Here is a 24,145-nt window from a genome sequence, read left to right as displayed (position 1 = left end):
ATATGAATTATTTTAAAATAATATTTGGGTATTGTTGACAATTTGTTTTCAATTCAATATAATGGCTAATAATTTAACAAATAACATACGTTGAAAGAGCCCAGTAGCAGTTTGTCACTGTTAACGAGAGAGCTAGGGGTTGCTGGAACCTAGCACAAACAAACTTGCGAATTACACTCTGGAGTATCTTAGGTAATGCTAAGCGGACTAGCAATCGATATTATTGCTAAGAGTGGTATGAGTAGCTATGCTATTTATGCAAACTGGGTGGTAACACGGTGAATAATCGTCCCTATGTCTATCGTAGACATAGGGGCTTTTTTGTTTTTAAAAAATAAAGGGGATGACAAAAGATGAATATTATTGATGAATTAGAATGGCGCGGCGCCATTAATCAGCAGACTGACGAAGAAGGTTTACGTAAGCTAGTAGAAGAGAAAAAGATTTCGCTATACTGCGGAGTTGATCCGACTGGTGATAGTATGCATATTGGACATTTGATTCCGTTTATGATGATGAAGAGATTCCAATTAGCTGGTCATCATCCTGTTATTTTAATTGGCGGGGCAACAGGAACAATTGGTGATCCGAGTGGACGACAATCAGAGCGTCAACTTCAAACGTTAGAAGTGGTTCAGCATAATGTAGATGCGTTAACAGCACAAATGAAAAAGCTATTTGATTTTGGTGGAAATAGCGAAGTGAAGATGGTAAATAACTATGATTGGACACATGAAATAAATATTATTGAGTTTTTACGTGATTACGGGAAAAACTTTAGCATCAATAGCATGTTAGCGAAGGATATTGTAGCAAGCCGTTTAGATACAGGTATTTCTTTCACGGAATTCACGTACCAAATTTTGCAAGCGATGGACTTCCATCATTTATACACGAAAGAGGATGTTCAACTTCAAATTGGTGGCAGTGACCAATGGGGAAATATTACGAGTGGTTTAGATTTAATTCGTAAGTTAGAAGGTCATGAGGCGAAAGTATTCGGATTAACGATTCCGTTATTATTAAAATCGGACGGTACGAAGTTTGGTAAATCAGCAGGTGGTGCGGTTTGGCTTGATCCTGAAAAAACGACACCGTTTGAATTTTACCAGTTCTGGGTAAATACAGATGACCGCGATGTAGTTAAATACTTGAAATACTTTACATTCTTAACGAAAGAGCGCATCGATGAATTGGCAGTGAAGGTAGAAACAGAGCCTCATAAACGTGAAGCGCAAAAAGTATTAGCGGAAGAAATGACGAAATTTGTTCATGGAGAAGAAGCATTCCTGCAAGCTGTGAAAATTACAGCAGCGTTATTTAGCGGAGATATTAAATCGTTAACAGCTGATGAAATTGAACAAGGTTTTAAAGAAATGCCAACATTCCAGTCTTCAAAAGAGACGAAAAACATCGTAGAATGGCTAGTTGATTTAGGAATTGAGCCATCTAGACGACAAGCACGTGAAGACATTAATAATGGTGCGATTTCTATGAATGGTGAGAAGGTAACAGATGTGGGTACAGATGTTACGGTAGAGAATTCATTTGATGGACGATTTATTATTATCCGTAAAGGGAAGAAGAATTACAGCCTTGTGAAGTTAGGCGAATAGTTTGTGTGAAAGGATGGGAGTAGGAAGAATACTTCCATCTTTTCGTATACACAATTTGGACATAAAATAATCAGTAAATTTAGATAATTAAAAGGGTTATACGATTCTTCTGCCGAATAAATAAGTTAGAGAAAATTACGGATAAAAATAGCCCGAACCATGCAGGGCATGATTCGGGCTTATATTCAGATTAGTAAGCTAAGCTGAATAGACCTTTAATGTGTGATAAGTAACGAACGTTACTTGCTTCTTTCATTAATGATGCTGGTAAGCCTTTAAGTGGAGTATTGCTTGCTCCAATTGTAGCAACCGCATCTTTACGTCCTAGACTAGCAAGTGTTCCAGAGTTTACAGGTGCGAACTCTTCGAATGCTTTGCCTTCTAGTGCTGCGTATAAGTTGTATCCAATTAACTCACCCATTTGCCAAGCGATTTGTGCAGTTGGTGGGTATGGACGTCCGTCTGGAGCGAAGACAACAGCGCTGTCTCCAGCAACGAATACGTCTTTGTGAGAAGTAGATTGTAGGTATGCATCAACTGTTGCACGTCCACGGTTAACTTCAAGACCTGATTCACCGATTAATGGGTTACCTTGTACGCCGCCCGTCCAAACGAATGTGTTAGCAACAAGTTTTTGACCGTCTTTTAAGTCGATTTCGTTGCCAGCAACGTTTGTTACAGGAAGACCAGTTAAGAATGTAACGCCGCGCGCTTCTAGGCTAGTAGTTGCACGTTCGATTAAGTGGTCTGGTAATACTGGAAGGATTTTTGGACCTGCTTCAACAAGAAGAAGTTTCACTTCTTTTGGATTTACGCCGTGGCTTTTTGCAAGTTTAGGCATAATGTCAGCAAGCTCACCAACTAGCTCAACGCCAGTTAATCCGCCACCACCGATTACGATTGTAGCATCAGCTTCGTTTTTCGTTTTCGCGTATTCACGAATACGGTCTTCAACGTGTTTGTAGATTTTATTTGCATCAGCAGCAGATTTTAATACCATGCTGTTTTCTTCTAGTCCTGGAATACCGAAGTAAGCAGTTTTACTTCCTAAAGCAACTACAAGTGCATCGTAAGATAAAGTAGTGCCGCCAGCTAATTTGATTTCTTTGCTATCAACTGAGAATGACTCAACTGTTGCGATTTTAAGATCGATATCTTTACCTTTGAAAAGCTTTGTAAGTGGCATTGCAACTGCTTGCTCAGACACGTTACCAGCTGCAAGGCGGTGTAGTTCAGTGATGATTTGGTGCGTTGGGTATTGGTTAATCACTGTAACTTGTGCTTCTGATTTACTGTAATATTTACGTACGTTTAAAGCGGCAAGAAGACCGCCATAACCAGCGCCTAAGATGACAATTTGTTTTGACATAGTATGATATCCCCCGTCTTTACTAATTGTTGTTATAAGTTAACTTATTTATTGTTACGTTCTGCACTAATTTGAAGATATGCGTTCACAAAGCGGAACATTTTTTGTGCTTGTGGATCTTTTAATAATTTTAATAGACCGAACAGGCCGATAACTTCGTTGCTTTCGTCAGCACGATCTTTCGCTTCGATTGCAGTAGCAGCCATGCTTTTCACTGTATCTTTTACAGGTTCTACAAGCTCTGTGATTGCACCAACAGTGTCGCTTTTTAATACTTCATCAGTAGCAACAGTTTGAGCGAAGTCATAAGACTTAGTTAAAATGTTAACAAGCTCAGTTAATTTTGGAAGCTGTTCTACTAGTGTTGTTAATGATTCTTGTACCTCAGGTTTTAACAACTGATCAAGTACATCAAGTTGTCCTTGGCTAGCAGAAATTTGTACAGTTTCTTGTTCTGGCTTTGTTTGAGTCATAGTTTCTGGCATCTCCAATTCTCCTTTACGATAGCAATACTCTTATTTTTTATAAGTAAGATAGTAAACGGTTACGAAACTTTATACAAAGTTTCACAAAACACAATAAAATGCCTTTAAATTTATGACAGCAAGTAAGCTGACATAAATCTAAAACCATAACGTCTTACTTATTATTTATGAACTGTCCGATACATGGCTTGTCCGCATAATGGAAAAGCTCCGTTACCGGAAAGTGTATATAATATATATCCTATATTATATACTATATACACCTATGTTAACATAAAAATGATTCCTAATTATTTGATATTGAGTGTATAACGTAGTGCTGACAAGGTATGAAAGCGTATAAAATATTTTGTTCCAGTTAGAAATGTACATATATATATAGAAAAAAAGGAAGAAACGAACAAATTCATGTTCGTTTTTTCCTTTTTCCTATTATTCACCTTCCGCAATTAGCATCGATGTGTTACCTTCTTTTTCAAGATGGCATTCGCCCCAAGAACAAAGAGAATCAAGAATGGATTCTAAAGACCAACCGTAATCGGTAAGAGAATATTCTACTTTTGGCGGGACTTGATTGTATACTTTTCTTTGAATAACGCCGTCGTCTTCTAATTCACGTAATTGCTGTGTTAACATTTTTTGTGTAATACCAGGCATGGAACGTTTTAGTTCACTCGTTCTCTTTGTACCTTTCGTTAAGTGACAAAGGATAACAACCTTCCATTTTCCGCCGATAACTTCTAAAGTCGCCTCTACAGGAATATTGTATTTCTTCATATGAAATCCTCCCTTTGTGAGTAAAATAAGTTAAATCATACAAATGTTACTTTTTAGTACCTATAGCACTTTAAAGTACGTACTTTTTATTATGTTAAATATGTTTCATAATAGCACATGTAAGAGGCAAATGAGTAGTACGGTACCAAAAAGTGACTATGTTACTTTTTAGTGCCTATCGTACTTTAAAGTGCGTTCTTCAAAAAAGGAATGAAACCATTCATAATAGCATTTGTAAGTATGAAATATATTTTTTAGAAGATAAAAGGGCCTTTTTATCATACTATTATGATTGGATTTCTTGTAATAAGGAGGAATTCAATTGAGTTCATATACAGTACCATCTTCGGAAGCTCAGACGAGCCGAAGAAGTATGTTTGCTTTATTAGCGCTAGCAATTAGTGCGTTTGGGATTGGTACGACCGAGTTTATTAGTGTCGGTTTACTACCATCTATTTCAAAAGATTTACATGTGTCGGTTACAACAGCCGGTTTAACGGTTTCCTTATATGCGTTAGGAGCAGCGGTAGGAGCTCCTGTTTTAACAGCGTTAACGGCTAGTATGTCGCGAAAGACATTATTAATGTGGATTATGGTTATTTTCATTATTGGTAATGGCATTGCGGCGGTAGCAACAAGCTTCACTGTATTAATTATCGCAAGAATTGTATCTGCGTTTGCACATGGTGTATTTATGTCAATTGGATCTACAATTGCAGCTGCAATCGTACCAGAGAATAAACGTGCTAGCGCAATTGCGATTATGTTCACTGGATTAACAGTTGCGACTATTACTGGTGTGCCAATTGGAACATTTATCGGTCAACAATTTGGCTGGAGAGCGTCATTTATGGCGATTGTTGTAATTGGAATTATTGCTTTCATCGCAAACAGTATACTCGTCCCATCTAATTTAAAAAATGGTGTACCTGTATCGTTTCGTGATCAATTTAAATTAATTAAAAATGGAAGACTATTACTTGTTTTCATTATTACTGCACTTGGATACGGCGGTACATTCGTAACATTTACGTATTTATCTCCGTTATTACAAGAAGTAACAGGATTTGAAGCAAGTACTGTTACTATCATTTTATTAGTGTATGGAATCGCAATTGCGATAGGGAATATGGTCGGCGGAAAATTATCGAATCATAATCCGATTCGAGCGCTATTTTACATGTTCTTGATTCAAGCGATTATATTATTTGTTTTAACATTTACAGCGCCATTTAAAGTAGCTGGATTAATCACAATTATTTTCATGGGACTATTCGCATTTATGAATGTTCCGGGGCTACAAGTATATGTAGTTATATTGGCAGAGCGCTTTGTTCCGAGTGCGGTTGATGTTGCTTCAGCAATTAATATTGCCGCATTTAACGGAGGGATCGCTTTAGGTTCTTATATAGGTGGCCTTGTAACGAATTCATTAGGATTAATCCATACTGCTTGGGTAGGTGGCCTTATGGTAGTAGCCGCTGTTATTTTAACAGCGTGGAGCATGACATTAGAAAAAAGAGATCAAGTAAAATAAAAGGAGAGAAAATAAAATGAAAAACTTACAAAGTAAAGCAGTATTAAATAACGGTGTAGAAATGCCTTGGTTCGGTTTAGGTGTATTTAAAGTAGAAGAAGGACCAGAACTTGTAGAAGCAATTAAATCAGCAATTAAAGCAGGATACCGCAGCATCGATACAGCTGCAATTTACGGAAATGAAAAAGCTGTAGGTGAAGGAATTCGTGCAGGTATTGAAGCGACTGGTATTGCAAGAGAAGAATTATTTATTACTTCAAAAGTATGGAACGCAGATCAAGGATATGAAACAACAATCGCTGCATACGAAGAGAGTCTAAAAAAATTAGGACTAGATTATTTAGATTTATATCTTGTTCACTGGCCTTCAGAAGGAAAATATAAAGATACATGGAGAGCGCTAGAAACACTTTATAAAGAAAAGCGCGTACGTGCAATTGGTGTAAGTAACTTCCAAATCCATCACTTACAAGATGTAATGAAAGATGCAGAAATTAAACCAATGATTAACCAAGTAGAATACCACCCTCGTTTAACACAAAAAGAACTACAAGCTTTCTGTAAAGAACAAGGTATTCAAATGGAAGCATGGTCACCACTAATGCAAGGTCAATTATTAGATAACGAAACATTACAAGAGATTGCTGAGAAACACGGTAAAACAACAGCGCAAGTTATTTTACGTTGGGATCTTCAAAATGGAGTAATCACAATTCCAAAATCAACGAAAGAACACCGTATTATTGCAAACGCTGATGTATTTAACTTTGAATTAACGAAAGAAGATATGGAAAAAATCGATGCGTTAAATCAAAATCATCGCGTTGGTCCAGATCCTGATAACTTCGATTTCTAAGATTAAGGTAAGAAAAAAGAGTGCTTAAAAGCACTCTTTTTTTGTGCATAAAAATAGTTTCTAAATAAATACTACTTAGTATTAAGTTTGTTATTAAGGGGCTGTAAACATGAATATAAAGCAATCGTTCAAACTTTTAGCTATGTTTTTAAGTGTCTTATTTGTATTATTCCCACTTCAAAAAGCATTCGCAGAAGTTATGGATCATACAAAGTATGAAATGAATTGGAGTTATAGTAAGTCAAAGAAGAAACCAATTCGAACAGAACTTATTAAAACGGCAGATGGAAAAATTGCATTTTGCTTAAATGTAGATTTAAAATCTCCGAGTGGTCAAGATTTACCAGAAATGGGTAAAGTGGATATTAATGTGTACCGTGTACTGTTGAATGGATATCCACAAAAGAGCCCACAAGAATTAGGAGTATCTGATTGGAGAGAGGCGCATTACGCAACGCAGCTTGCAGTATGGAATGCGTTAAAACAAATTGATGTTAATGATTTAGATTTCCGAAATAAAAATGTAGAGAAAGTAACAAAAGATATCGTTGCAAAAGCAAACGCTAGCGAAGAGCTACAAGAAATTACGATGAGTGTAACTCCTACAGAAGAACAAGAAGCAGTCTTAAAAAATGATTTCTTTGAAACAGGCTTATATACAGTAGAAACAAATGCAAAAAGCGGAACGTATAAAGTGCAAGCAACAGGTGCACCAGCGGGCGTGAAATTTGCAAATGAAAAAGGCGAAACAAAAACAGAATTTAATGTAGGAGAAAAGTTCCGCATTTTAATTCCGAAACAAACACCAGCTGGTGGATTTAGCTTTAAAGTATCAGGAAATTTAACGAAATTACAAGGGATTGCGCATAAAGGTACACCGACTATTCAAAATGCAGTAGTATTACTTGAGCGTAGTGAAGAAAAAACAAGTCCAGAGTTAGCGGTAAGTTGGAAAAAGGCTGAGGCTCCAAATAAACCAAATAAGCCATATACTCCAAATGAACCGCATAAACCGAATCAAAAGAGATAATGAAAAAGCATTGGTATATGCCAATGCTTTTTCATATGAATCCTTTAAAGATATATCAAGATAATAATTAATCGAGTGAAACACTATTTTAACGTTTGAAGAAGTATTTAAAAATAATAAAATATGGAGAAATCTAAACGTTACAATAAATGGATTTTATTCACGAAATTGTAACATTATTCTAATTAGAGAGGCTATCAAACAAAGTGTAAAGCGTGTACAATTCAGTTGGAAAAACTACCTATAGATGGTCATATATGAAGAAAATGTAAAAATATATTGTTGTTCACATTTTTAGATGTATAGATGACAATACTGAAAAATATCTTTTACTATTCTCTTTTTTATGTAGCAAGAGAACTCATCACAAATAGAGAGAAGTGAGGAGGGGATATTACATAAAAATTGTACAATGTAAGAAAGCGAATACATGGAGGGAAATGCGGTAGTAATAGATACAGGTGCGCGAGGTGTTAGTCTATTCGTTGAATGTTTTTATAAAGATAATAGGATTTTTCATTAAACGAATATATAGGATGGTTTGTCTAAAAAAAAGGACAGGGGACACAGATTATGTCAAAGAAGAAAAAGAGTAGGGTATTAGTAGCAGGTATATGTATATCTACATTATTATCACCAGTAGCTTTCGAAGCATCAAAAGGATATGCGGCGCCTTTGGAAGAGAATAAGGGCGGGCAGTTGGAAGAGAATAAATTTGAGCAGAGAGTATTCCAGTTGCCGGGGAAAGGTAGCGTAGAAGAAGAAAATAATCGTTTAAGAGTTACTTGGAAACTTTCCGCTAATGAACCGACTGGAATTTATGCAGAGCCAAATGAAGAGATTACAATTGACATAAAAGGAACGCGGTCTATCCAAGCTTTTATTGGAACGAGATCTTATGATGAAAAGGACCCAGAGGAGTTTGATTTAAAACCAGGAAAAAATGTTATTTCATCTTCAAGAGGCGGTATTTTATATTTTTATAATATGAATAACGAAGGAGAAGTAACAGCTTCCGTTACAAATGGTGGTAGTCACTTTCCTTTATTTATTTTAGGTAAGCATACGAAAAAAGATTGGGATGAAATGTTAAAAAAATATAAGGATCCTTATGCAGTTGAATTAAAAGGTGAGAGAAGCTTAATTACTACTACTTACGATTCTGTGCAGAAATATATGAAGAATACGGATCCAACAGATTTAATGAAATTGCATGATAAGATTATCCGTTTAGAAAACGCAGTGGCAGGATTATCTGAGGACAGTGTTGGGGTTGCAAAATCTCCAACTCATTATGTTCAGTTTGTTGAAAAACGGAAGCCTGCTAAAGGGGACTTTATGTTTGCGAAACATTATCATACAGGATATATTCCAACTGCAATGAATAGAGTTTTAGATATAGAGGTACTTGAGAAGGATGGATGGGGACCGTGGCATGAAGTTGGTCATTTACATCAGCAAGAACCGTGGAAGTGGTCTAAAGTAAGGGAAGTAACAGTAAATATTTACTCATTAGCTGTTCAAAAGGCGTTAGGGAATCAATTAGAAATGGATGAGCACTATAAAAACTCATTTGAGTATTTAGAGAAGCCTAAAGCAGAAAGATTCATTGATGACATTAATCCTCTTACAATGTTTTGGCAATTAAATGTAGTGTATGGAGAACATTTTTATCCTAGGTTACATCAAGCTTATCGTTTGTTACCTCAGAGTGAAATGCCTCATTCTGATGAAGAGAAAAAGCAGCTATTTATTTATATGACATCAAAAGTGGCAGGGCAAAATTTAATTCCTTTCTTTGAGGAGTGGGGATTAACACCAAATGATGATATTAGAGAGAAAATAGAAAAATCAAAGTTACCTAAATTAGAAAAGGAAATCTGGAAAGCTACAGATAGTAATGATATTCGTGAGAAGCAAGTTGAACTGTATAAGGTTCCGTATGGTGAACCTGCTAATGAAGTACAAAATCTTTTAGTTGGTACAGATTCTGACGAGAATGAAGCAAGTAAGCTTGTTCGAAATTTAGGTGAGAATGTAAAAGTAACAGGAAAGATTGTATGGCCTAAATTAGAGAATGGGAAACAGGAAGTGTTAGTAGAAATTGGGGATGAGAAAGGAAATAAAAATTCAATTCCTGTCCAAGTTAACGGATTTTATGATGACAGTATAGTTTTTCAAGGACTTTCAGATGATGTAATGTCGACAGTGACACTTCACCACAATAAGAAGAAATTAAATGTAAACTTTACTAATAATGAAATACATTACCGTTTTGAAAAAGAAGAATATATGGGCTTAACGCTATATGATCGAAATGGGATTGAAAAGAAACGTGTATCAGCAGAAGGACAAGAAACGGGAAAAAGATTTGCGATGGAACTAAATGAATTGGATTTTGAATATGGTGATGTAATAAAAGTATTCCACGCAGAACCAAGCCGTTTGAAGTGGTTTAAAAATAACGAACTTGTAGATCAAGGAAAAGTTAAAAATAAAAAAGAGAAATTATTCCAAATAACTGAGCAAGGGTTCGAATTAAAAGATAGTTTACAAGAAGTGACGGCGAAACTGCAAAAAGTAGTAGTCGGAATGGATGTAGACAAACTAGATCCGAAAGAATTCGTACAAGTAAAAGATGGAGAAGTGGTTGGTTTTGTAGAAAAACCAAATACATCAAAAATTGGAGAACAAAAAGTAAAAATAGAGACGAAGGATGCTTTTGGAAATAAGAAGATAACAGAAGTGCCGCTTGAAGTAATTTATGGAGATAGTTTAGTATTTCATGCTAATGATAATGCAATACGTTCGGTTGTAACATTGCAACATGATAAAAAGGAACTGCACGCAACGTTTACAGGTAATCCTGTTCATTATCGTTATGTAAATGAAGAGTATATGGGGATTACGCTATATGATCAAAATGGGAACACAAAAAAGCGTGTAACAGCGGAAGGACAAGAAACTTCAAAGAAATTTGCGGAGCAAGTGAGTGGAATGCAGTTTGAATATGGTGATGTAGTAAAAGTATTCCATGCAGAACCGGACCGCTTGAAATGGTATCAAAATAATAGCCTTGCTGGCCAAGGTAAGGCGAAAGTAGAAAAAGAATTATTCTTCAAGGTAACTGAAAAAGGCTTTGAAAGAATGGAAACTTTACAAGAGGTAAAGGCAGTACCACTGAAGGTAGTAATCGGAACAGATGTAGAGAAAATAAATGCAAAAAACTTTGTTGAAGTAAAAGATGGAGAAGTAGTTGGATTTGTAGAAAAACCAAATACAACAAAAATCGGTGAACAAAAAGTAAAAGTAGAAACGAAAGATCGATTTGGAAATAAGAAAGTGACAGAAGTTCCTCTAACAGTAACATATGGAGATAGCCTACTTGTATATGGGCTGAGCTATAGAGATGGTGACTTGAAATCAATTGTAACTTTGCATCATGATACGAAAAAACTGAGTGCGACAGATACAAAGAACCTAATTCATGATTACTTTAAAGATGAAAAGTATTTTGAATTCACATTGTACGATAAAGAAGGAAGAGTGAAGAAAAATATAGCAGTAAAAGGTTTAGAGAATACGCAAGAATTTGCTAAGGAAGTAAATGGAATTGCATTTGAGTATGGAGATGTAGTGAAAGTATATCATGCGGAATCTTCTCGTTTACATTGGTATCAAAAAGATGTATATGTGGGCGAAGGAAAAAGTAAAGAGATAAAGGAATTAGTCTTCAAAATAACTGAAAATGGATTTGAAAGATTAGACGGTGAGCAAACAGTAAAAGCAAATCCGCAGCAAGTAGTAATCGGAACAAATAGCGAAACGCTAGACGCGAAGAACTTTGTTGAAGTACAGGGTGGAGAAGTAGTAGGTTTTGTAGGGGAAATAGATACGACAAAAATTGGTCAGCAAAAAGTGAAAGTAGAAACGAAAGATCGATTTGGAAATAAGAAGGTGACGGAAGTTCCTGTAGAAGTGACATATGGGGATAGTCTAGTCTATCAAGGTGTGTCCGATGTTACACGTTCAATTGTTACGTTAAACCACGCTGAAAAGAAATTACATGCAACATTTACAAATGAGGAGATTCATTATCGTTTTGTAAATGAGCAGTATATAGGCCTTACGATTTATGATCAAAATGGAAATAAGAAAAAGCATGTAACGGCAGAAGGACAAGAGACTTCAAAGAATTTTGCTGGGCAAGTAAATGGAACGGCATTTGAGTATGGAGATGTGCTGAAAGTATACCATGCGGAACCGAGTCGTTTGAATTGGTACAAAAAGAATGAGTTAGTTAAAAAAGAGGATGCGATGAAGGGGCAAGAAATTTCCTTTAAGATTACTCCAAATGGTTTAGAACAAGTGTAACAATAAAAAAATCTCGTAAAACATAATGTTTTACGAGATTTTTTTATTATTCAGCTTCAGATACTACTGTGAAGCGTTCGTTTACGTGTTTTGGATTTTCAATTTCATCAAGTGCTGCAACTGCGAAGTCTTCATAACTTACGTAGCTATCACCTTTTGAGTTTACAAGCAGGTTGTCTTTACCAGCTGTATAAGAACCAGTGCGTTTTCCTAATGCGAATAGTGCAGAAGGGCTGATGAATGTCCAAGTGATATCATTTGTTTGTTGTAAGATTTCTAAGTTTTTACCTTGGTTTTGAGCTGTTGCAAGGTATTCGCCTGGGAAACCTGGTGTCTCAAATACACGTGTTGTTTTCTCTTCGTCTACAAATAAGCTTCCAGCGCCACCAACTACAAGTAATTTTGTGTTAGGTGCACCTTTCATCGCTTCAATTAGTACGTTTCCTGCATCTACGTGAAGGTGTTCTTGTCCTGTTGGAGCACCGAATGCATTTACAACTACATCGAATGCTTGCAAGTCGTTAGATGTAAGAGAAAATACGTCTTTTTCTAAAACTTTTACGTTTTCTTCTGTAATTTTTGCAGCGTTTCTTACGATTGCAGTTACTTCATGTCCGCGATCCAATGCTTCTTTTAAAATACGACTTCCTGCTTTACCAGTTGCTCCGATAATTCCGATTTTCATAATAAATCCCTCCAAAGTGTTTTGTTAAAGTGTATATCTGAAAGTAAATGAATTTGTTGTAATTAGGTTTGTTACAACCTGTTGTAATCATTATAGTTACAGGTTGGTATTTTTGTCAATAGGGTTGTTTGTGAATTTATTTTTTGTTTTAGTATGCACAGTTAGAGGGAGGGTAGTCAGTCATAAGGACATTGTTACTGTGAACCTGGCTAATATTTGGAAATTGCAAATTGTCGAAAAATGTTGATTTTTGAATGTTTTTTAAATATAATTCGTTTTATGGAGAAAAGGAGGGGTTAATTGTATGAATATTTTAGAGCAATTTATTTCATCAACAAATACAATTCTTTGGTCATATATTCTTATTGCGATGTTAATTGGTTTAGGTCTTTATTTTTCTATTAAATTGAAATTCGTACAAATTACTCATTTAGGGGAAATGGTTCGACTAATGAGTGATGGATTAACTGGAAAGACGCGTAAAAAAGGTAGTGTATCTTCTTTCCAAGCGTTTTGTATGAGTTCAGCAGCTCGTATTGGTATCGGTAACTTAGCTGGTGTAGCATTAGCTATATCTATGGGAGGACCTGGAGCTGTATTTTGGATGTGGGTTATTGCGATTATCGGGGCTTCTTCAAGTTTCGTAGAAAGTACGCTTGCCCAAATTTATAAAGTAAAAGATGGCAGTGGCTTCCGTGGTGGTCCTGCTTATTATATGGAAAAAGGTTTAAATAAACGTTGGATGGGAATTTGGTTTTCTATCCTTATTACAGTTAGTTACGGTTTAATTTTTAACTCAGTACAAGCGAATACAGTAACATTAGCGTTTGAAAATGCATTTGGTTTAGAGCGTTATATTGTTGGTATTGTATTAGCTGCATTAGTTGCGGTTATTATTTTTGGTGGTGTAAAAAGTATTGCACGTATGTCGGAAATGATTGTTCCGCCAATGGCGCTTGTTTATATTGCGGTAGCTATTTTTGTTGTCATTAAAAACTTCTATTTAATACCAGATGTGTTTACGGAAATCTTTAAAGGTGCATTCGGTTTAGATTCAGCTGTAGGTGGCGGTATCGGTGCTGCGATGAAATATGGTATTCAGCGCGGATTATTTGCGAACGAAGCAGGTATGGGTAGTGCGCCGAACGCGGCAGCAACAGCTGATGTAACGCATCCAGCAAAACAAGGTTTTATTCAAACGATCGGCGTTTTAGTAGATACATTCTTAGTATGTACATCAACAGCATTTATCGTACTATGTTCTGGTGCATATAAAGCAACAAATTTAGAAGGTATTGAATTAACGCAAAATGCATTAAGCTCACAAATCGGCCCATGGGCAAGTAGCTTCTTAGCGATTATTATTTTCTTATTTGCATTTAGTTCTCTTTTAGGAAACTACTATTATGGTGAAACAAATATTGAATTTATTAAGCAAAGCAAAACGTGGTTAACAATTTACCGTATTGCGGTAGTTGGAATGGTATTATTCGGTTCTGTTGCGACGCTTCAAGTTGTATGGAATATGGCAGACTTATTTATGGGTCTAATGGTAATCACGAACTTAATTGCGATTACACTTCTTGGCCGATTTGCGTACGCGGCATTAACAGACTATGTAAGACAAAAGAAACAAGGGAAAGATCCAGTCTTCAGTGCAGATTCTATTCCTGGTTTAACGAATACAGAGTGCTGGGATAAGCCAGTGGTAACAGATAAAGAAAAAGCAGTGTAATTGAAAAGGCGAGCATCGAGGTAAATTCGATGCTCGCCTTTTTTGTTGTAGTAAATGATGAAAAGGGTGAGGGGTAATTATTAATATAACTTTTTTGTTTGTTTCTCTCGTTATTTGTGGGGAACGTACTGTTTTAAAAGTATGGTTGGTCGAATAGGATAAGTTATTAAGTATTGGATAAATGCATGTAATGGCTATATTTTCATGTGAAAAAACACGTATGTTAAAAGAGTTAACGTACTCATGTTATAAAGCCTAACATAAAGTTCTTGATTACTAAAAGTTTTTAGAATATAATTTTCTTATTGTTAGGAAGAGGGGGCAATGCAATTATGGATTTTTTAGCTAAGGTAATTGGGGATATAAATAATATCCTTTGGTCATATATCATTATTGCGATGTTAATTGGGTTAGGGCTCTATTTTTCATTTCGTGTGAAATTTGTCCAAGTTCGTTACTTCGGTGAAATGATTCGTTTGCTTGGGGATGGGGCAAGCTCGAAAACGAGGAAAGCGCAAAAAGAGAAGAGCGGCGTATCATCATTCCAAGCGTTTTGCATGAGTACAGCTTCTCGTGTAGGTACTGGTAACTTAGCTGGTGTAGCTATTGCGATCTCAGCAGGTGGTCCAGGAGCAGTATTTTGGATGTGGTTAATCGCGGTAATTGGGGGTGCTTCTGCATTTGTAGAGAGCACATTAGCGCAAATTTATAAAGTAAAAGATGGGAATGCATTCCGTGGGGGCCCAGCGTATTATATGGAAAAGGGTTTAAAGAAACGCTGGTTAGGTGTTGTGTTCTCTGTTCTAATAACAGTAAGTTTCGGATTGATTTTTAACGCTGTACAGTCTAATACTGTAGCGGCTGCCTTTGATGGGGCGTTCAAAACAGATAGTAGATTAGTAGGTCTTGTTATGGCTGGTTTACTTGCAGTTATTATTTTCGGTGGAGTAAAACGAATTGCTCGCGCGGTTGAAATGATTGTTCCAGTAATGGCAATTATTTATGTAGCAGTGGCATTATTCGTTGTTGTAACAAACATTACGGCAATTCCATATGTATTTAAAGAAATTTTCTTACATGCTTTCGGAATTAAAGAAGTAGTAGGCGGAGGATTAGGAGCTGCGATTTTATTAGGGGTAAAACGTGGGTTATTCTCAAATGAAGCAGGTATGGGTAGTGCGCCGAACGCAGCAGCGACTGCAAACGTAACGCACCCAGTTAAACAAGGTTTCATTCAAACTTTAGGGGTATTTACTGATACATTATTAATTTGTAGTTGTACAGCATTTATTATTCTTTTATCAGATGTGCATAATGCAGCTGATTTAAACGGAATTCAATTAACGCAGCAGGCGTTAAGTCAACATATCGGTCCATGGGCTTCTATATTTGTAGCAGTGGCAATCTTCTTGTTTGCGTTCAGTTCATTAGTAGGTAACTACTACTATGGTGAAACAAATATTGAATTCTTAAATGGAAGTAAAGTGCTATTAAATGCATACCGCATTGCTGTACTTGGTATGGTTATGCTAGGATCTGTAGCGACAATTCAAATCGTTTGGGATTTAGCAGATTTATTTATGGGAATTATGGCTGTTATTAACTTAGTAGCAATTGTATTCCTTTCTAAGTATGCTTTCGCAGCGTTATCAGATTATATTAAGCAAAAGAAACAAGGGAAAGATCCAGTCTTTTATGCGGAGTCTATTCCAGGTTTGAACAATACAGAGTGTTGGGGTGAGTCAGCGGTAGCTGATAAAGAAAAAGCGGTATAATGAAAAGGGCATCAAGTGAAACTTGATGCTCTTTTTTGTTTTATTCAACTATTTGCAGATAGTAAAAGACGAACATTCATAGACGTTTTATAATAAAATGTAATTTTTTAAAGAAAAGTGCGGATATGATTTGTGATTTGTGTTAGAATGGAAAATGCCTTTGAAATAAGAGGTTTTATGATCTTTCCTATCCGATTGAAGATTTTGGAGGAGAAATGGAAAGTTCGGATTATTTCTTGTTTTGAATGGTCAGACGTTCAACGTTAATGAAGAGTTAAATGGAGGATTTTATTAATGAAGTTTGTTATGTTCCTTGTAGGATTACTCGTTGTATTTGTACTCGGTTTTCTTATAAGTGCCGATCGAAAGAAGATTAAGTATAAACCAATCGCAATTATGCTTATTATTCAGCTAGCATTATCTTATTTCTTATTAAATACGCAAGTTGGTTATATTTTAGTAAAAGGAATTTCAGATGGATTTGGCGCACTTCTTGGATATGCGGAAGCTGGAATCGTTTTCGTATTTGGTGGTCTTGTTAATAAAGGAGAGGTTTCATTCTTCTTAACAGCGTTATTACCAATCGTATTCTTTGCGGTTTTAATCGGAATTCTGCAACACTTTAAAATTTTACCGATATTTATTCGTGCTATTGGTACGTTGTTAAGTAAAGTAAATGGTCTAGGAAAACTAGAATCATATAACGCAGTAGCAGCTGCCATTGTTGGACAAGCAGAAGTATTTATTACAGTAAAAGATCAATTAAGTAAAATCCCAAAACATCGTTTATATACATTATGTGCATCTTCTATGTCGACAGTGTCGATGTCAATCGTTGGTTCTTATATGAAAATGATCGAACCGAAATATGTAGTAACAGCACTTGTATTAAATTTATTTAGTGGTTTCATTATCATTCATATTATTAACCCGTACGATATTACAGAAGAAGAAGATACACTGAAATTAGAAAATAAGAAAAAACAATCATTCTTTGAAATGCTGAGCGAGTACATTATGCTTGGTTTCACGATTGCGATTACAGTAGCAGCTATGTTACTCGGTTTCGTAGCATTAATTACAGCAATCAATAGCTTGTTTGATACAATGTTCGGTATTACATTCCAAGCTATTTTAGGATATATTTTCTCACCATTAGCATTCGTAATGGGTATCCCGCAAGCAGAAATGGTAACAGCGGGACAAATTATGGCAACAAAATTAGTATCAAACGAGTTTGTTGCGATGCTTGATCTTGGAAAAGTAGCTGGTGATTTATCGGCTCGTACAGTTGGTATTCTTTCTGTATTCCTTGTATCATTTGCGAACTTCTCATCTATCGGAATTATTGCAGGTGCAACAAAAGGTATCGATGAAAATCAATCAAATGTTGTATCATCATTCGGTCTACGCCTTGTGTACGGTGCGACATTAGTAAGTATTCTATCAGCGATTATCGTTGGTGTTATGTTATAAAAAAAGGATGGCTCTAGCTCATAGCTAGGGCTATTTTCATGGTAAATTTACATGAAAAAACCAATTAATTAGGAATATATTAACATATAAAAATCTTTTAAAATTTATATTGCATTTCGTCTAGATAACGCTTACAATTTGATTTGTAGGTGGTATCAATTTCAGACTTTCAAGTATGGTAGGAGAGAAGAAGCTACCTTTTATAAATTGCAATTTATGTAAACGCTTACTGATTTTAGATGACAGTTGAATAGTTTTAGGGGTTTTAAATTTTTTTAACAACAATGGTCAGACGTCATTCGTTATACGTTATACGACCAATAACTTGTGGGAGAAGTGGAGGATTCACATATGAAGTTCGTAATGTTTCTAGTCGGTTTACTTGTAGTGTTTGTACTAGGTTTCCTTATTAGTTCAGATCGTAAGAAAATTAAATATAAACCAATTGCACTTATGCTTGTCATTCAATTGGTACTTGCGTATTTCTTACTAAATACAAAGGTCGGATTTGTATTAGTAAAAGGGATCGCAGATGGATTTGGCGCTATTTTAAAATTTGCGGAAGCTGGGGTTAATTTCGTATTTGGTGGTCTAGCAAACGATGGACAAGCACCATTCTTCTTAACAGTATTATTACCGATTATTTTCTTAGCAGTATTAATCGGGATTCTGCAACATATTAAAGTTTTACCGATTATCATTCGTGCAGTCGGTTTCCTATTAAGTAAAGTTAACGGTTTAGGAAAACTAGAATCATATAATGCGGTAGCAGCTGCAATCGTTGGTCAAGGGGAAGTATTCATTACAGTAAAAGATCAACTAAGCAAATTACCGAAAAATCGTTTATACACACTTTGTGCATCTTCAATGTCTACAGTATCGATGTCAATTGTCGGTTCTTATATGAAAATGATTGATCCAAAATATGTAGTAACAGCACTTGTATTAAACTTATTCAGTGGATTCATTATCGTTCATATCATTAATCCATATGAAGTAAAAGAAGAAGACGATATTTTAGAATTACAAGAAGACAAGAAACAAACATTCTTTGAAATGTTAGGCGAATATATTATGCTTGGTTTCTCAATCGCTGTAACAGTAGCGGCGATGTTAATCGGTTTCGTGGCATTAATTACAGCAATTAATGGTGTATTCGATTCAATTTTCGGAATCACATTCCAAAGCATTTTAGGATATATCTTCTCACCATTAGCATTCGTAATGGGTATTCCAACATCAGAGATGTTACAAGCAGGACAAATTATGGCAACAAAATTAGTAACGAATGAATTCGTTGCAATGCTTGATCTTGGTAAAGTAGCTGGTGATTTATCAGCTCGTACAGTAGGTATTTTATCTATCTTCCTTGTATCATTTGCGAACTTCTCATCTATCGGAATTATCGCAGGTGCAACGAAGAGTATCGATGGCAAACAAGCAAACGTTGTATCATCATTCGGTTTAAAACTTGTATACGGTGCAACATTAGTAAGTATATTATCAGCGATTATCGTTGGGGTTATGCTTTAATAAATTAAGAAAAGCAATGAGCGTAGGCTCATTGCTTTTTTTGTTTAACTTGCTTTATCCAAGTCTCTTTTAAAACGTGGTTTCTCTAAATAAGTTCCCAGTCTCCACACATATTCCACTGGCCCCATTCGGTATTTCTGGAGCCAATAGGTGCTAACGAATAATTGAATTGTATAAATTCCGATGGTTAAAAGAATACCGAAGAAATAGCCGATTTTCCCGTATAAGCCAAATCCATATGCGTAAAAAATGGTTGTTGCGATAATAGATTGCGCTAAGTAATTACTAACGGACATTTTCCCCATGCTCGCCATGTATGTTAGTAGACGGGTTGCTTTTTTGTAATGGAATAATAAAATGATTGTGCTTCCGTAAAAGAAGGTCATAGTTACTGGTGTAAGACCATCTTGTAACATAATTAAAACCGGGTGTTTTATGAACATAGCTAAGATTTTAATTGTAAAAGAGAAGAGACCGGTGGCAAACCATATTTTTTTGACAGCAGGTATATGTTTACTGACCTCAAATAGCCAGCCTTTTTTCCCTACATACATTCCGAGTAGGAACAGTGGAGACATAAAAATTATTGCGAAAACTGATATGAAAAATAATCCGAATGCACCGTCAATTCCCATGTAATCAAAAGGATTTTCAGTCAATCTAAAGTTGACGTGATCCATATAGCTTCCAGTTTGATGGACTTTATGTTCTTTTTCAGTATAAGGTGCGAAATCATTTATATTTGTAGATGGATCAGTTTGATAAGACATAAGTGTAATAAGTGTGAGTAGAATAATCGCCCAAATAAGCAAAGTTTTCGGTTTTCGATTGATGAATATCATTAAAAAAATCCCGATTATTCCGTATGCAAATAAAATATCTCCCTCCCAAACAAAAGTGCCGTGAATGTAGCCGAGTAGTAAAAGAATGATAATACGTCTTATGTATGTGGGGAAGAATTTTTTTCCTTTTGCGATAATACTTTTTTGTAACAAAATAATGCTAAGCCCAAATAGAAAAGAAAATAGGGATATAAAGTTATGTGTGCCGAAAAATTGAATAAACCAATTAGCACCTTTATCAAGATCGCCAAATAGATAAGTTGGTTTTTCACTGGTGAAGAACCCAAATTGAATTAATGTCATATTGACTAGTAAAATGCCAAACAAAGCGAAACCACGAATTGCATCAACAGCTTCTACACGTTGATTCATTTTTCCTCTCCTCGTATATTCGTTTTTATATTGAAAATAATACCATTTTATATCTGGCACTATGTCAAATATGAGGAAATTTAAGGAGATTTTAAGATAGAGAGCAAACAAAAAAATCACCTTAATACATGTATTAAGGTGATTGAAATATTACTCAGCTGGAGGCGTAAATGTACGTTTCTCTAATTCAGCATCTAGCATAAACAGTGCGTTTGAATCGCTTGTAATACGTTTTAATTTTTGAATGATGCTATCGAATGAAGCTTCTTCTTCAACTTGTTCGTCAACGAACCATTTTAAGAATGTAATTGTTGCATGTTCACGCTCGTCCCAAGCGATATCAGATAAGTTGTAAATACGTTTCGTTACTTCACGCTCGTGCTCAAGTGCGACTTCAAAAGCGTTTAATACAGATTCGTATTCGTTATTCGGATTATCAAATCCAGTAATAATAGCGCGCTCTCCGCGGTCATTAATATAGTTGTAAAGCTTCATTGCGTGGAAACGTTCTTCTTCAGCTTGTACAAGGAAAAAGTTAGCGAATCCATCATAGCTCTCAGCTGTACAGTAAGCAGCCATTGCCATATAAGCATGGGCAGAGTAAAATTCAAAGTTCATTTGTTCATTTAATGCGTCGTGCAATTTTTTTGATAACATAAAATCCCCCTTAGTATTGTGACAAGAATATTATACCATAATTGATAATATTCTCATTTAGATACTTCGAACCTTTTTGAAAGCTTTGCGACGTGTGCGTCCATAATGTCTTGTAAGTCTAAATCATATTTTTGCGAAAGAATAATAAGGTTAGATAGTACATCGCCAAGTTCTTCTTTTAGTTCTTGTTTTAGCTCTTCTTCTGTTTTCGCATCTTCATCAGGGCGATCGCGGCCAATTTCAATAGCACGAACGACTCGTGAAACTTCCCCAACTTCCTCGGTTAAGAAATTTAAGCGAATAAAGGCATTATACTGTGACCAGCTTCGTTTTTCGTAAAATTCCTCAACCCATCTTTGAAATGCAACGATATCCATTTCTTCCTCATCTCCTCAATATGTTGTACAATGTCAATTGTATCATAACAATATATAGTTTCGGGGTGTAGGAATGAGAAAGATTTGTGTGTTTGCAGGTTCTAATTTAGGGGAGAGACCAGAATTCAAAGAGCAGGCAATTCAGTTAGGTAAAATGTTTGTTGAGAACGAGTATGAGCTTGTATACGGTGGTTCATGCGTTGGATTAATGGGAGAAGTAGCAAACGAAGTTCTTCGTTTAGGTGGACGTGTAACAGGTGTTATGCCGCGCGGTCTATTCCGAGGAGAAATTGTGCATACAGGATTAACAGAATTAATTGAAGTAGAGACGATGCATGAACGTAAAGCGAAAATGGCAGAGCTTGCAGATGCTTTTATTGCGCTTCCAGGCGGATACGGAACGTTTGAAGAACTATTTGAAGTTGTATGTTGGTCACAAATTGGTATACATAATAAGCCGGTTGGTTTATTAAACATAAAAGGTTTTTACGGACCAATTTTGCAAATGGTTGAACGTGCAGCAGAAGAAGGATTTATGAATTCATCAAATAAAGAATTGATCGTTTCAGCTGAGACAGCAGATAAACTAATTCATGCAATCCAAAATTATGAGCGTCCTGTTTTGGGAACGAAGTGGAAGCAACTATCATAGCAAATACGGAAACACGGAAACACATGTCGTTTTAATTTAAGATGGCATGTGTTTTTAATTTAGTTAAATATATTAATGTTTAGATGTAATGTTTTGGGAAAGGAGAAATAGATGGAGGAGTTCGTATATTTACGTCCGGTTTTTAAAAGTATTTTAGCAGCGTCTATTCTTGCTATGCTAATTGTTTTGAGACAGAAGAAAGAGTTGATTAATGAATTTTCGCTTTGGTTTATCTCGGTATTGTGTATCGGTGTTTCAGCGATAACGTTGTTTATGTCCGGATTTATCGTTGATGAGTATAATCTAGGTGGAGATCCACAATCGTTTTGTATGTTTATTGCGATTGGTTGTATTAGTGGTCTGAATTTCATTATTTATTACAGAAGGCAATAAAAGAGGCATTCCATATTACTTTGGAATGCCTTTATCATTTTGATTGCTTTGTTTTTTATACAGGTACCAGCCACCCCAGCCGCCACCAATTGCTACGACAACGAGGAAAGCATAGTCCTTAACCTCGACACGTATATTGAAAATATTAGCTATAAGTAAGAGAATCCCAACTGTTATTAACGCAAAAAATGCTCTAATTAAGTAGTCTTTCAACTGAACCACTCCCGTCATTTAAGTAGTAAATGATGAATTTGGAAAAGCTAAAGGGTGTTTTCTATATTTTAACATAGATGAGATTGTAATATATTGATAAAAGTAGGGGAGAGGGGCGCTGATATTGTCGTGATTTGTCGGCAAATTGATATACTTTGTCAAATCGTTGATATATTGCGGGTAATGATCGATATAATGAAAAAATCGTTGATATATTGCGAGTTATGATCGATATATTTGAAAAATCGTTGATATAATTTCGTGTACCGTTAAGTGCGACCATTACATAAAAAAGCGACTCTAAACGAGCCGCTTCCGCTTTTAAATGATATCCAGCTCCAGCGGCTAGAACAGTCGGTTGTTTCACTCCTTCATTCGAGGCAAAAAGCGCCTCGTAATCAGGAGTTCCAACACCCTCCTGTTCTGAACGAGCCGCTTCCGCTTTAAAGTAATATCCAGCTCCAGCGGCTAGAATCTCCGGTCATTTCGCTCTCTCGCTCGAAGCAAAAAGCGCTTCAAGGTCGAGAGCTCCAATGCCCTGCGATTCTGAGCGAGCCGCTTCCGCTTTTAATTATTATTGATTCAAGAACGCACGTAGCATCCAAGCGTGTTTTTCTAGTTCTGTGTAGATGCCTAGTAGTAGGTCAGATGTCATTTCATCGTCAGAGTCTTGAGCGATTTCCATGCCTTTTTTCAGTTCGACTAGCATCATTTCGTAGTCTTTCATGATTGCTTCGACCATCCCTTCTGCAGTTTCTCCGTATGCTGCTTCTTGAATAGAAGATAGTTCTAAGTATTCTTTCATTGTTGCTACTGGTTTGCCGCCAATTGCTAAAATACGTTCTGCAATTTCATCGATGTGAGTAGCTGATTCTGTGTAAAGTTCTTCGAATTTCTCGTGTAATGTGAAGAATTGAGGTCCTTTTACGTACCAATGGAAGTTGTGAAGTTTTGTGAATAAAACGCTCCAGTCTGCTACTTGTTTGTTTAATACTTCGATTACTTGTTTGTTCATTATGATCAATCTCCTTTTGAGTTGTTATGTGATATCAATTACTAATTTATAATCATTATAATCTAGTAATCTCTATAAATCAACCCTTTTGCTGGAATTAATTTGAACAAATTATGAACTGTTGTAAATAAAAGGCCCTATTACGGTGAAGTAATAGGGCCTTTGTTTGAGATATGGCTCTTGTTCTAAACGAGCCGCTTGTGCTTTTAGTGATATCCAGCTCCGGTGACTAGACCAGTCAGTCATTTCGCGCCTTCCTGTGAGGCAAAGAACGCCTCTTCGTCAGGAGCTCCAATGCCCTCCTGTTCTGAGCAAGTCACCTCCGCTTTTAATTAATATCCAGCTCCAGCGGCTAGAATCTCCGGTCATTTCGCTC

Annotated in this window: 20 protein-coding genes and 1 other annotated feature; of the genes, 11 read left to right on the top strand and 9 right to left on the bottom strand. The window is 36.0% G+C overall.

What is annotated here, in order from left to right:
* The first annotated feature begins 81 nt into the window (after nt 1-81).
* Nucleotides 82-297, top strand: a binding site (T-box leader).
* Nucleotides 298-353: 56 nt separating this feature from the next.
* The gene (tyrS, locus tag GD442_RS24880; protein ID WP_061536034.1) at nt 354-1,616 is read left to right on the top strand and encodes a tyrosine--tRNA ligase; all 1,263 of its coding nucleotides are present in this window, start codon (nt 354-356) and stop codon (nt 1,614-1,616) included.
* A 190-nt stretch (nt 1,617-1,806) separates the two neighbouring features.
* Here tyrS and GD442_RS24875 read toward each other — a convergent pair whose 3' ends face one another.
* From GD442_RS24875 to GD442_RS24865, 3 genes are all read right to left on the bottom strand, one after another.
* Nucleotides 1,807-2,985 (bottom strand): NAD(P)/FAD-dependent oxidoreductase, encoded by a 1,179-nt coding sequence (locus GD442_RS24875; protein ID WP_000043202.1) that lies wholly within the window; start codon nt 2,983-2,985, stop codon nt 1,807-1,809.
* A gap of 44 nt (nt 2,986-3,029) precedes the next feature.
* Nucleotides 3,030-3,470 (bottom strand): DUF1641 domain-containing protein, encoded by a 441-nt coding sequence (locus GD442_RS24870; protein WP_001115309.1) that lies wholly within the window; start codon nt 3,468-3,470, stop codon nt 3,030-3,032.
* A gap of 432 nt (nt 3,471-3,902) precedes the next feature.
* Complete coding sequence (locus GD442_RS24865; protein ID WP_000760481.1) at nt 3,903-4,247, bottom strand: winged helix-turn-helix transcriptional regulator; 345 nt, start codon at nt 4,245-4,247, stop codon at nt 3,903-3,905.
* A 373-nt stretch (nt 4,248-4,620) separates the two neighbouring features.
* Here GD442_RS24865 and GD442_RS24860 point away from each other — a divergent pair, with 373 nt between their 5' ends.
* The 4 genes from GD442_RS24860 to GD442_RS24845 all read left to right on the top strand — a co-directional run bounded on the left by GD442_RS24860 (nt 4,621) and on the right by GD442_RS24845 (nt 12,044).
* Nucleotides 4,621-5,784 (top strand): MFS transporter, encoded by a 1,164-nt coding sequence (locus tag GD442_RS24860; RefSeq protein WP_165362283.1) that lies wholly within the window; start codon nt 4,621-4,623, stop codon nt 5,782-5,784.
* Nucleotides 5,785-5,800: 16 nt separating this feature from the next.
* A complete protein-coding gene (locus GD442_RS24855) occupies nt 5,801-6,640 on the top strand; it encodes an aldo/keto reductase (protein WP_000793526.1) in 840 nt (279 codons plus the stop codon).
* A 109-nt stretch (nt 6,641-6,749) separates the two neighbouring features.
* Nucleotides 6,750-7,670, top strand: coding sequence for a thioester domain-containing protein (locus GD442_RS24850; RefSeq protein WP_001022532.1), 921 nt, complete (start codon nt 6,750-6,752; stop codon nt 7,668-7,670).
* Between the two features lie 573 nt (nt 7,671-8,243).
* Nucleotides 8,244-12,044, top strand: coding sequence for a putative mucin/carbohydrate-binding domain-containing protein (locus GD442_RS24845; RefSeq protein WP_159365223.1), 3,801 nt, complete (start codon nt 8,244-8,246; stop codon nt 12,042-12,044).
* Between the two features lie 46 nt (nt 12,045-12,090).
* Here GD442_RS24845 and GD442_RS24840 read toward each other — a convergent pair whose 3' ends face one another.
* A complete protein-coding gene (locus GD442_RS24840; protein WP_033696583.1) occupies nt 12,091-12,729 on the bottom strand; it encodes an NAD(P)-dependent oxidoreductase in 639 nt (212 codons plus the stop codon).
* 304 nt (nt 12,730-13,033) lie between these two features.
* On the opposite strand from GD442_RS24840, the gene GD442_RS24835 reads away from it, so the two are divergent.
* The 4 genes from GD442_RS24835 to GD442_RS24820 all read left to right on the top strand — a co-directional run bounded on the left by GD442_RS24835 (nt 13,034) and on the right by GD442_RS24820 (nt 19,248).
* On the top strand, nt 13,034-14,464 hold the full coding sequence (locus GD442_RS24835) for an alanine/glycine:cation symporter family protein (RefSeq protein ID WP_001022930.1): 1,431 nt from the start codon (nt 13,034-13,036) through the stop codon (nt 14,462-14,464).
* Between the two features lie 332 nt (nt 14,465-14,796).
* A complete protein-coding gene (locus tag GD442_RS24830; RefSeq protein ID WP_000346373.1) occupies nt 14,797-16,239 on the top strand; it encodes an alanine/glycine:cation symporter family protein in 1,443 nt (480 codons plus the stop codon).
* 294 nt (nt 16,240-16,533) lie between these two features.
* Nucleotides 16,534-17,715 (top strand): NupC/NupG family nucleoside CNT transporter, encoded by a 1,182-nt coding sequence (locus GD442_RS24825; protein ID WP_000673841.1) that lies wholly within the window; start codon nt 16,534-16,536, stop codon nt 17,713-17,715.
* A 351-nt stretch (nt 17,716-18,066) separates the two neighbouring features.
* Nucleotides 18,067-19,248 (top strand): NupC/NupG family nucleoside CNT transporter, encoded by a 1,182-nt coding sequence (locus tag GD442_RS24820; RefSeq protein WP_000673874.1) that lies wholly within the window; start codon nt 18,067-18,069, stop codon nt 19,246-19,248.
* Between the two features lie 44 nt (nt 19,249-19,292).
* On the opposite strand, the gene GD442_RS24815 is transcribed toward GD442_RS24820, so the two are convergent.
* The 3 genes from GD442_RS24815 to GD442_RS24805 form a co-directional block, all read right to left on the bottom strand.
* Nucleotides 19,293-20,462 (bottom strand): DUF418 domain-containing protein, encoded by a 1,170-nt coding sequence (locus GD442_RS24815; protein ID WP_086407879.1) that lies wholly within the window; start codon nt 20,460-20,462, stop codon nt 19,293-19,295.
* Nucleotides 20,463-20,612: 150 nt separating this feature from the next.
* A complete protein-coding gene (locus tag GD442_RS24810; protein WP_000949403.1) occupies nt 20,613-21,119 on the bottom strand; it encodes a ferritin in 507 nt (168 codons plus the stop codon).
* Nucleotides 21,120-21,172: 53 nt separating this feature from the next.
* Nucleotides 21,173-21,496, bottom strand: coding sequence for a MazG nucleotide pyrophosphohydrolase domain-containing protein (locus GD442_RS24805; protein WP_000355744.1), 324 nt, complete (start codon nt 21,494-21,496; stop codon nt 21,173-21,175).
* Nucleotides 21,497-21,569: 73 nt separating this feature from the next.
* Here GD442_RS24805 and GD442_RS24800 point away from each other — a divergent pair, with 73 nt between their 5' ends.
* Nucleotides 21,570-22,148 (top strand): LOG family protein, encoded by a 579-nt coding sequence (locus tag GD442_RS24800; RefSeq protein WP_001225758.1) that lies wholly within the window; start codon nt 21,570-21,572, stop codon nt 22,146-22,148.
* A gap of 111 nt (nt 22,149-22,259) precedes the next feature.
* The gene (locus tag GD442_RS24795; protein WP_000390902.1) at nt 22,260-22,541 is read left to right on the top strand and encodes a hypothetical protein; all 282 of its coding nucleotides are present in this window, start codon (nt 22,260-22,262) and stop codon (nt 22,539-22,541) included.
* A 15-nt stretch (nt 22,542-22,556) separates the two neighbouring features.
* Here the strand turns inward: GD442_RS24795 and GD442_RS24790 are convergent, their stop codons facing one another.
* Nucleotides 22,557-22,754, bottom strand: a complete 198-nt coding sequence (locus GD442_RS24790) for a hypothetical protein (protein WP_000656312.1) — start codon at nt 22,752-22,754, stop codon at nt 22,557-22,559.
* A gap of 574 nt (nt 22,755-23,328) precedes the next feature.
* Nucleotides 23,329-23,769 carry a Dps family protein gene (locus GD442_RS24785; RefSeq protein ID WP_001041895.1) on the bottom strand — a complete coding sequence of 147 codons (441 nt, stop codon included), beginning with the start codon at nt 23,767-23,769 and terminating at the stop codon, nt 23,329-23,331.
* Nucleotides 23,770-24,145: the final 376 nt, after the last annotated feature.

It is taken from the genome of Bacillus sp. A260 (genome assembly GCF_009861435.1).
Classification (GTDB): Bacteria; Bacillota; Bacilli; order Bacillales; family Bacillaceae_G; genus Bacillus_A; species Bacillus_A cereus.
This window is presented reverse-complemented; position numbering and strand designations above follow the sequence as displayed.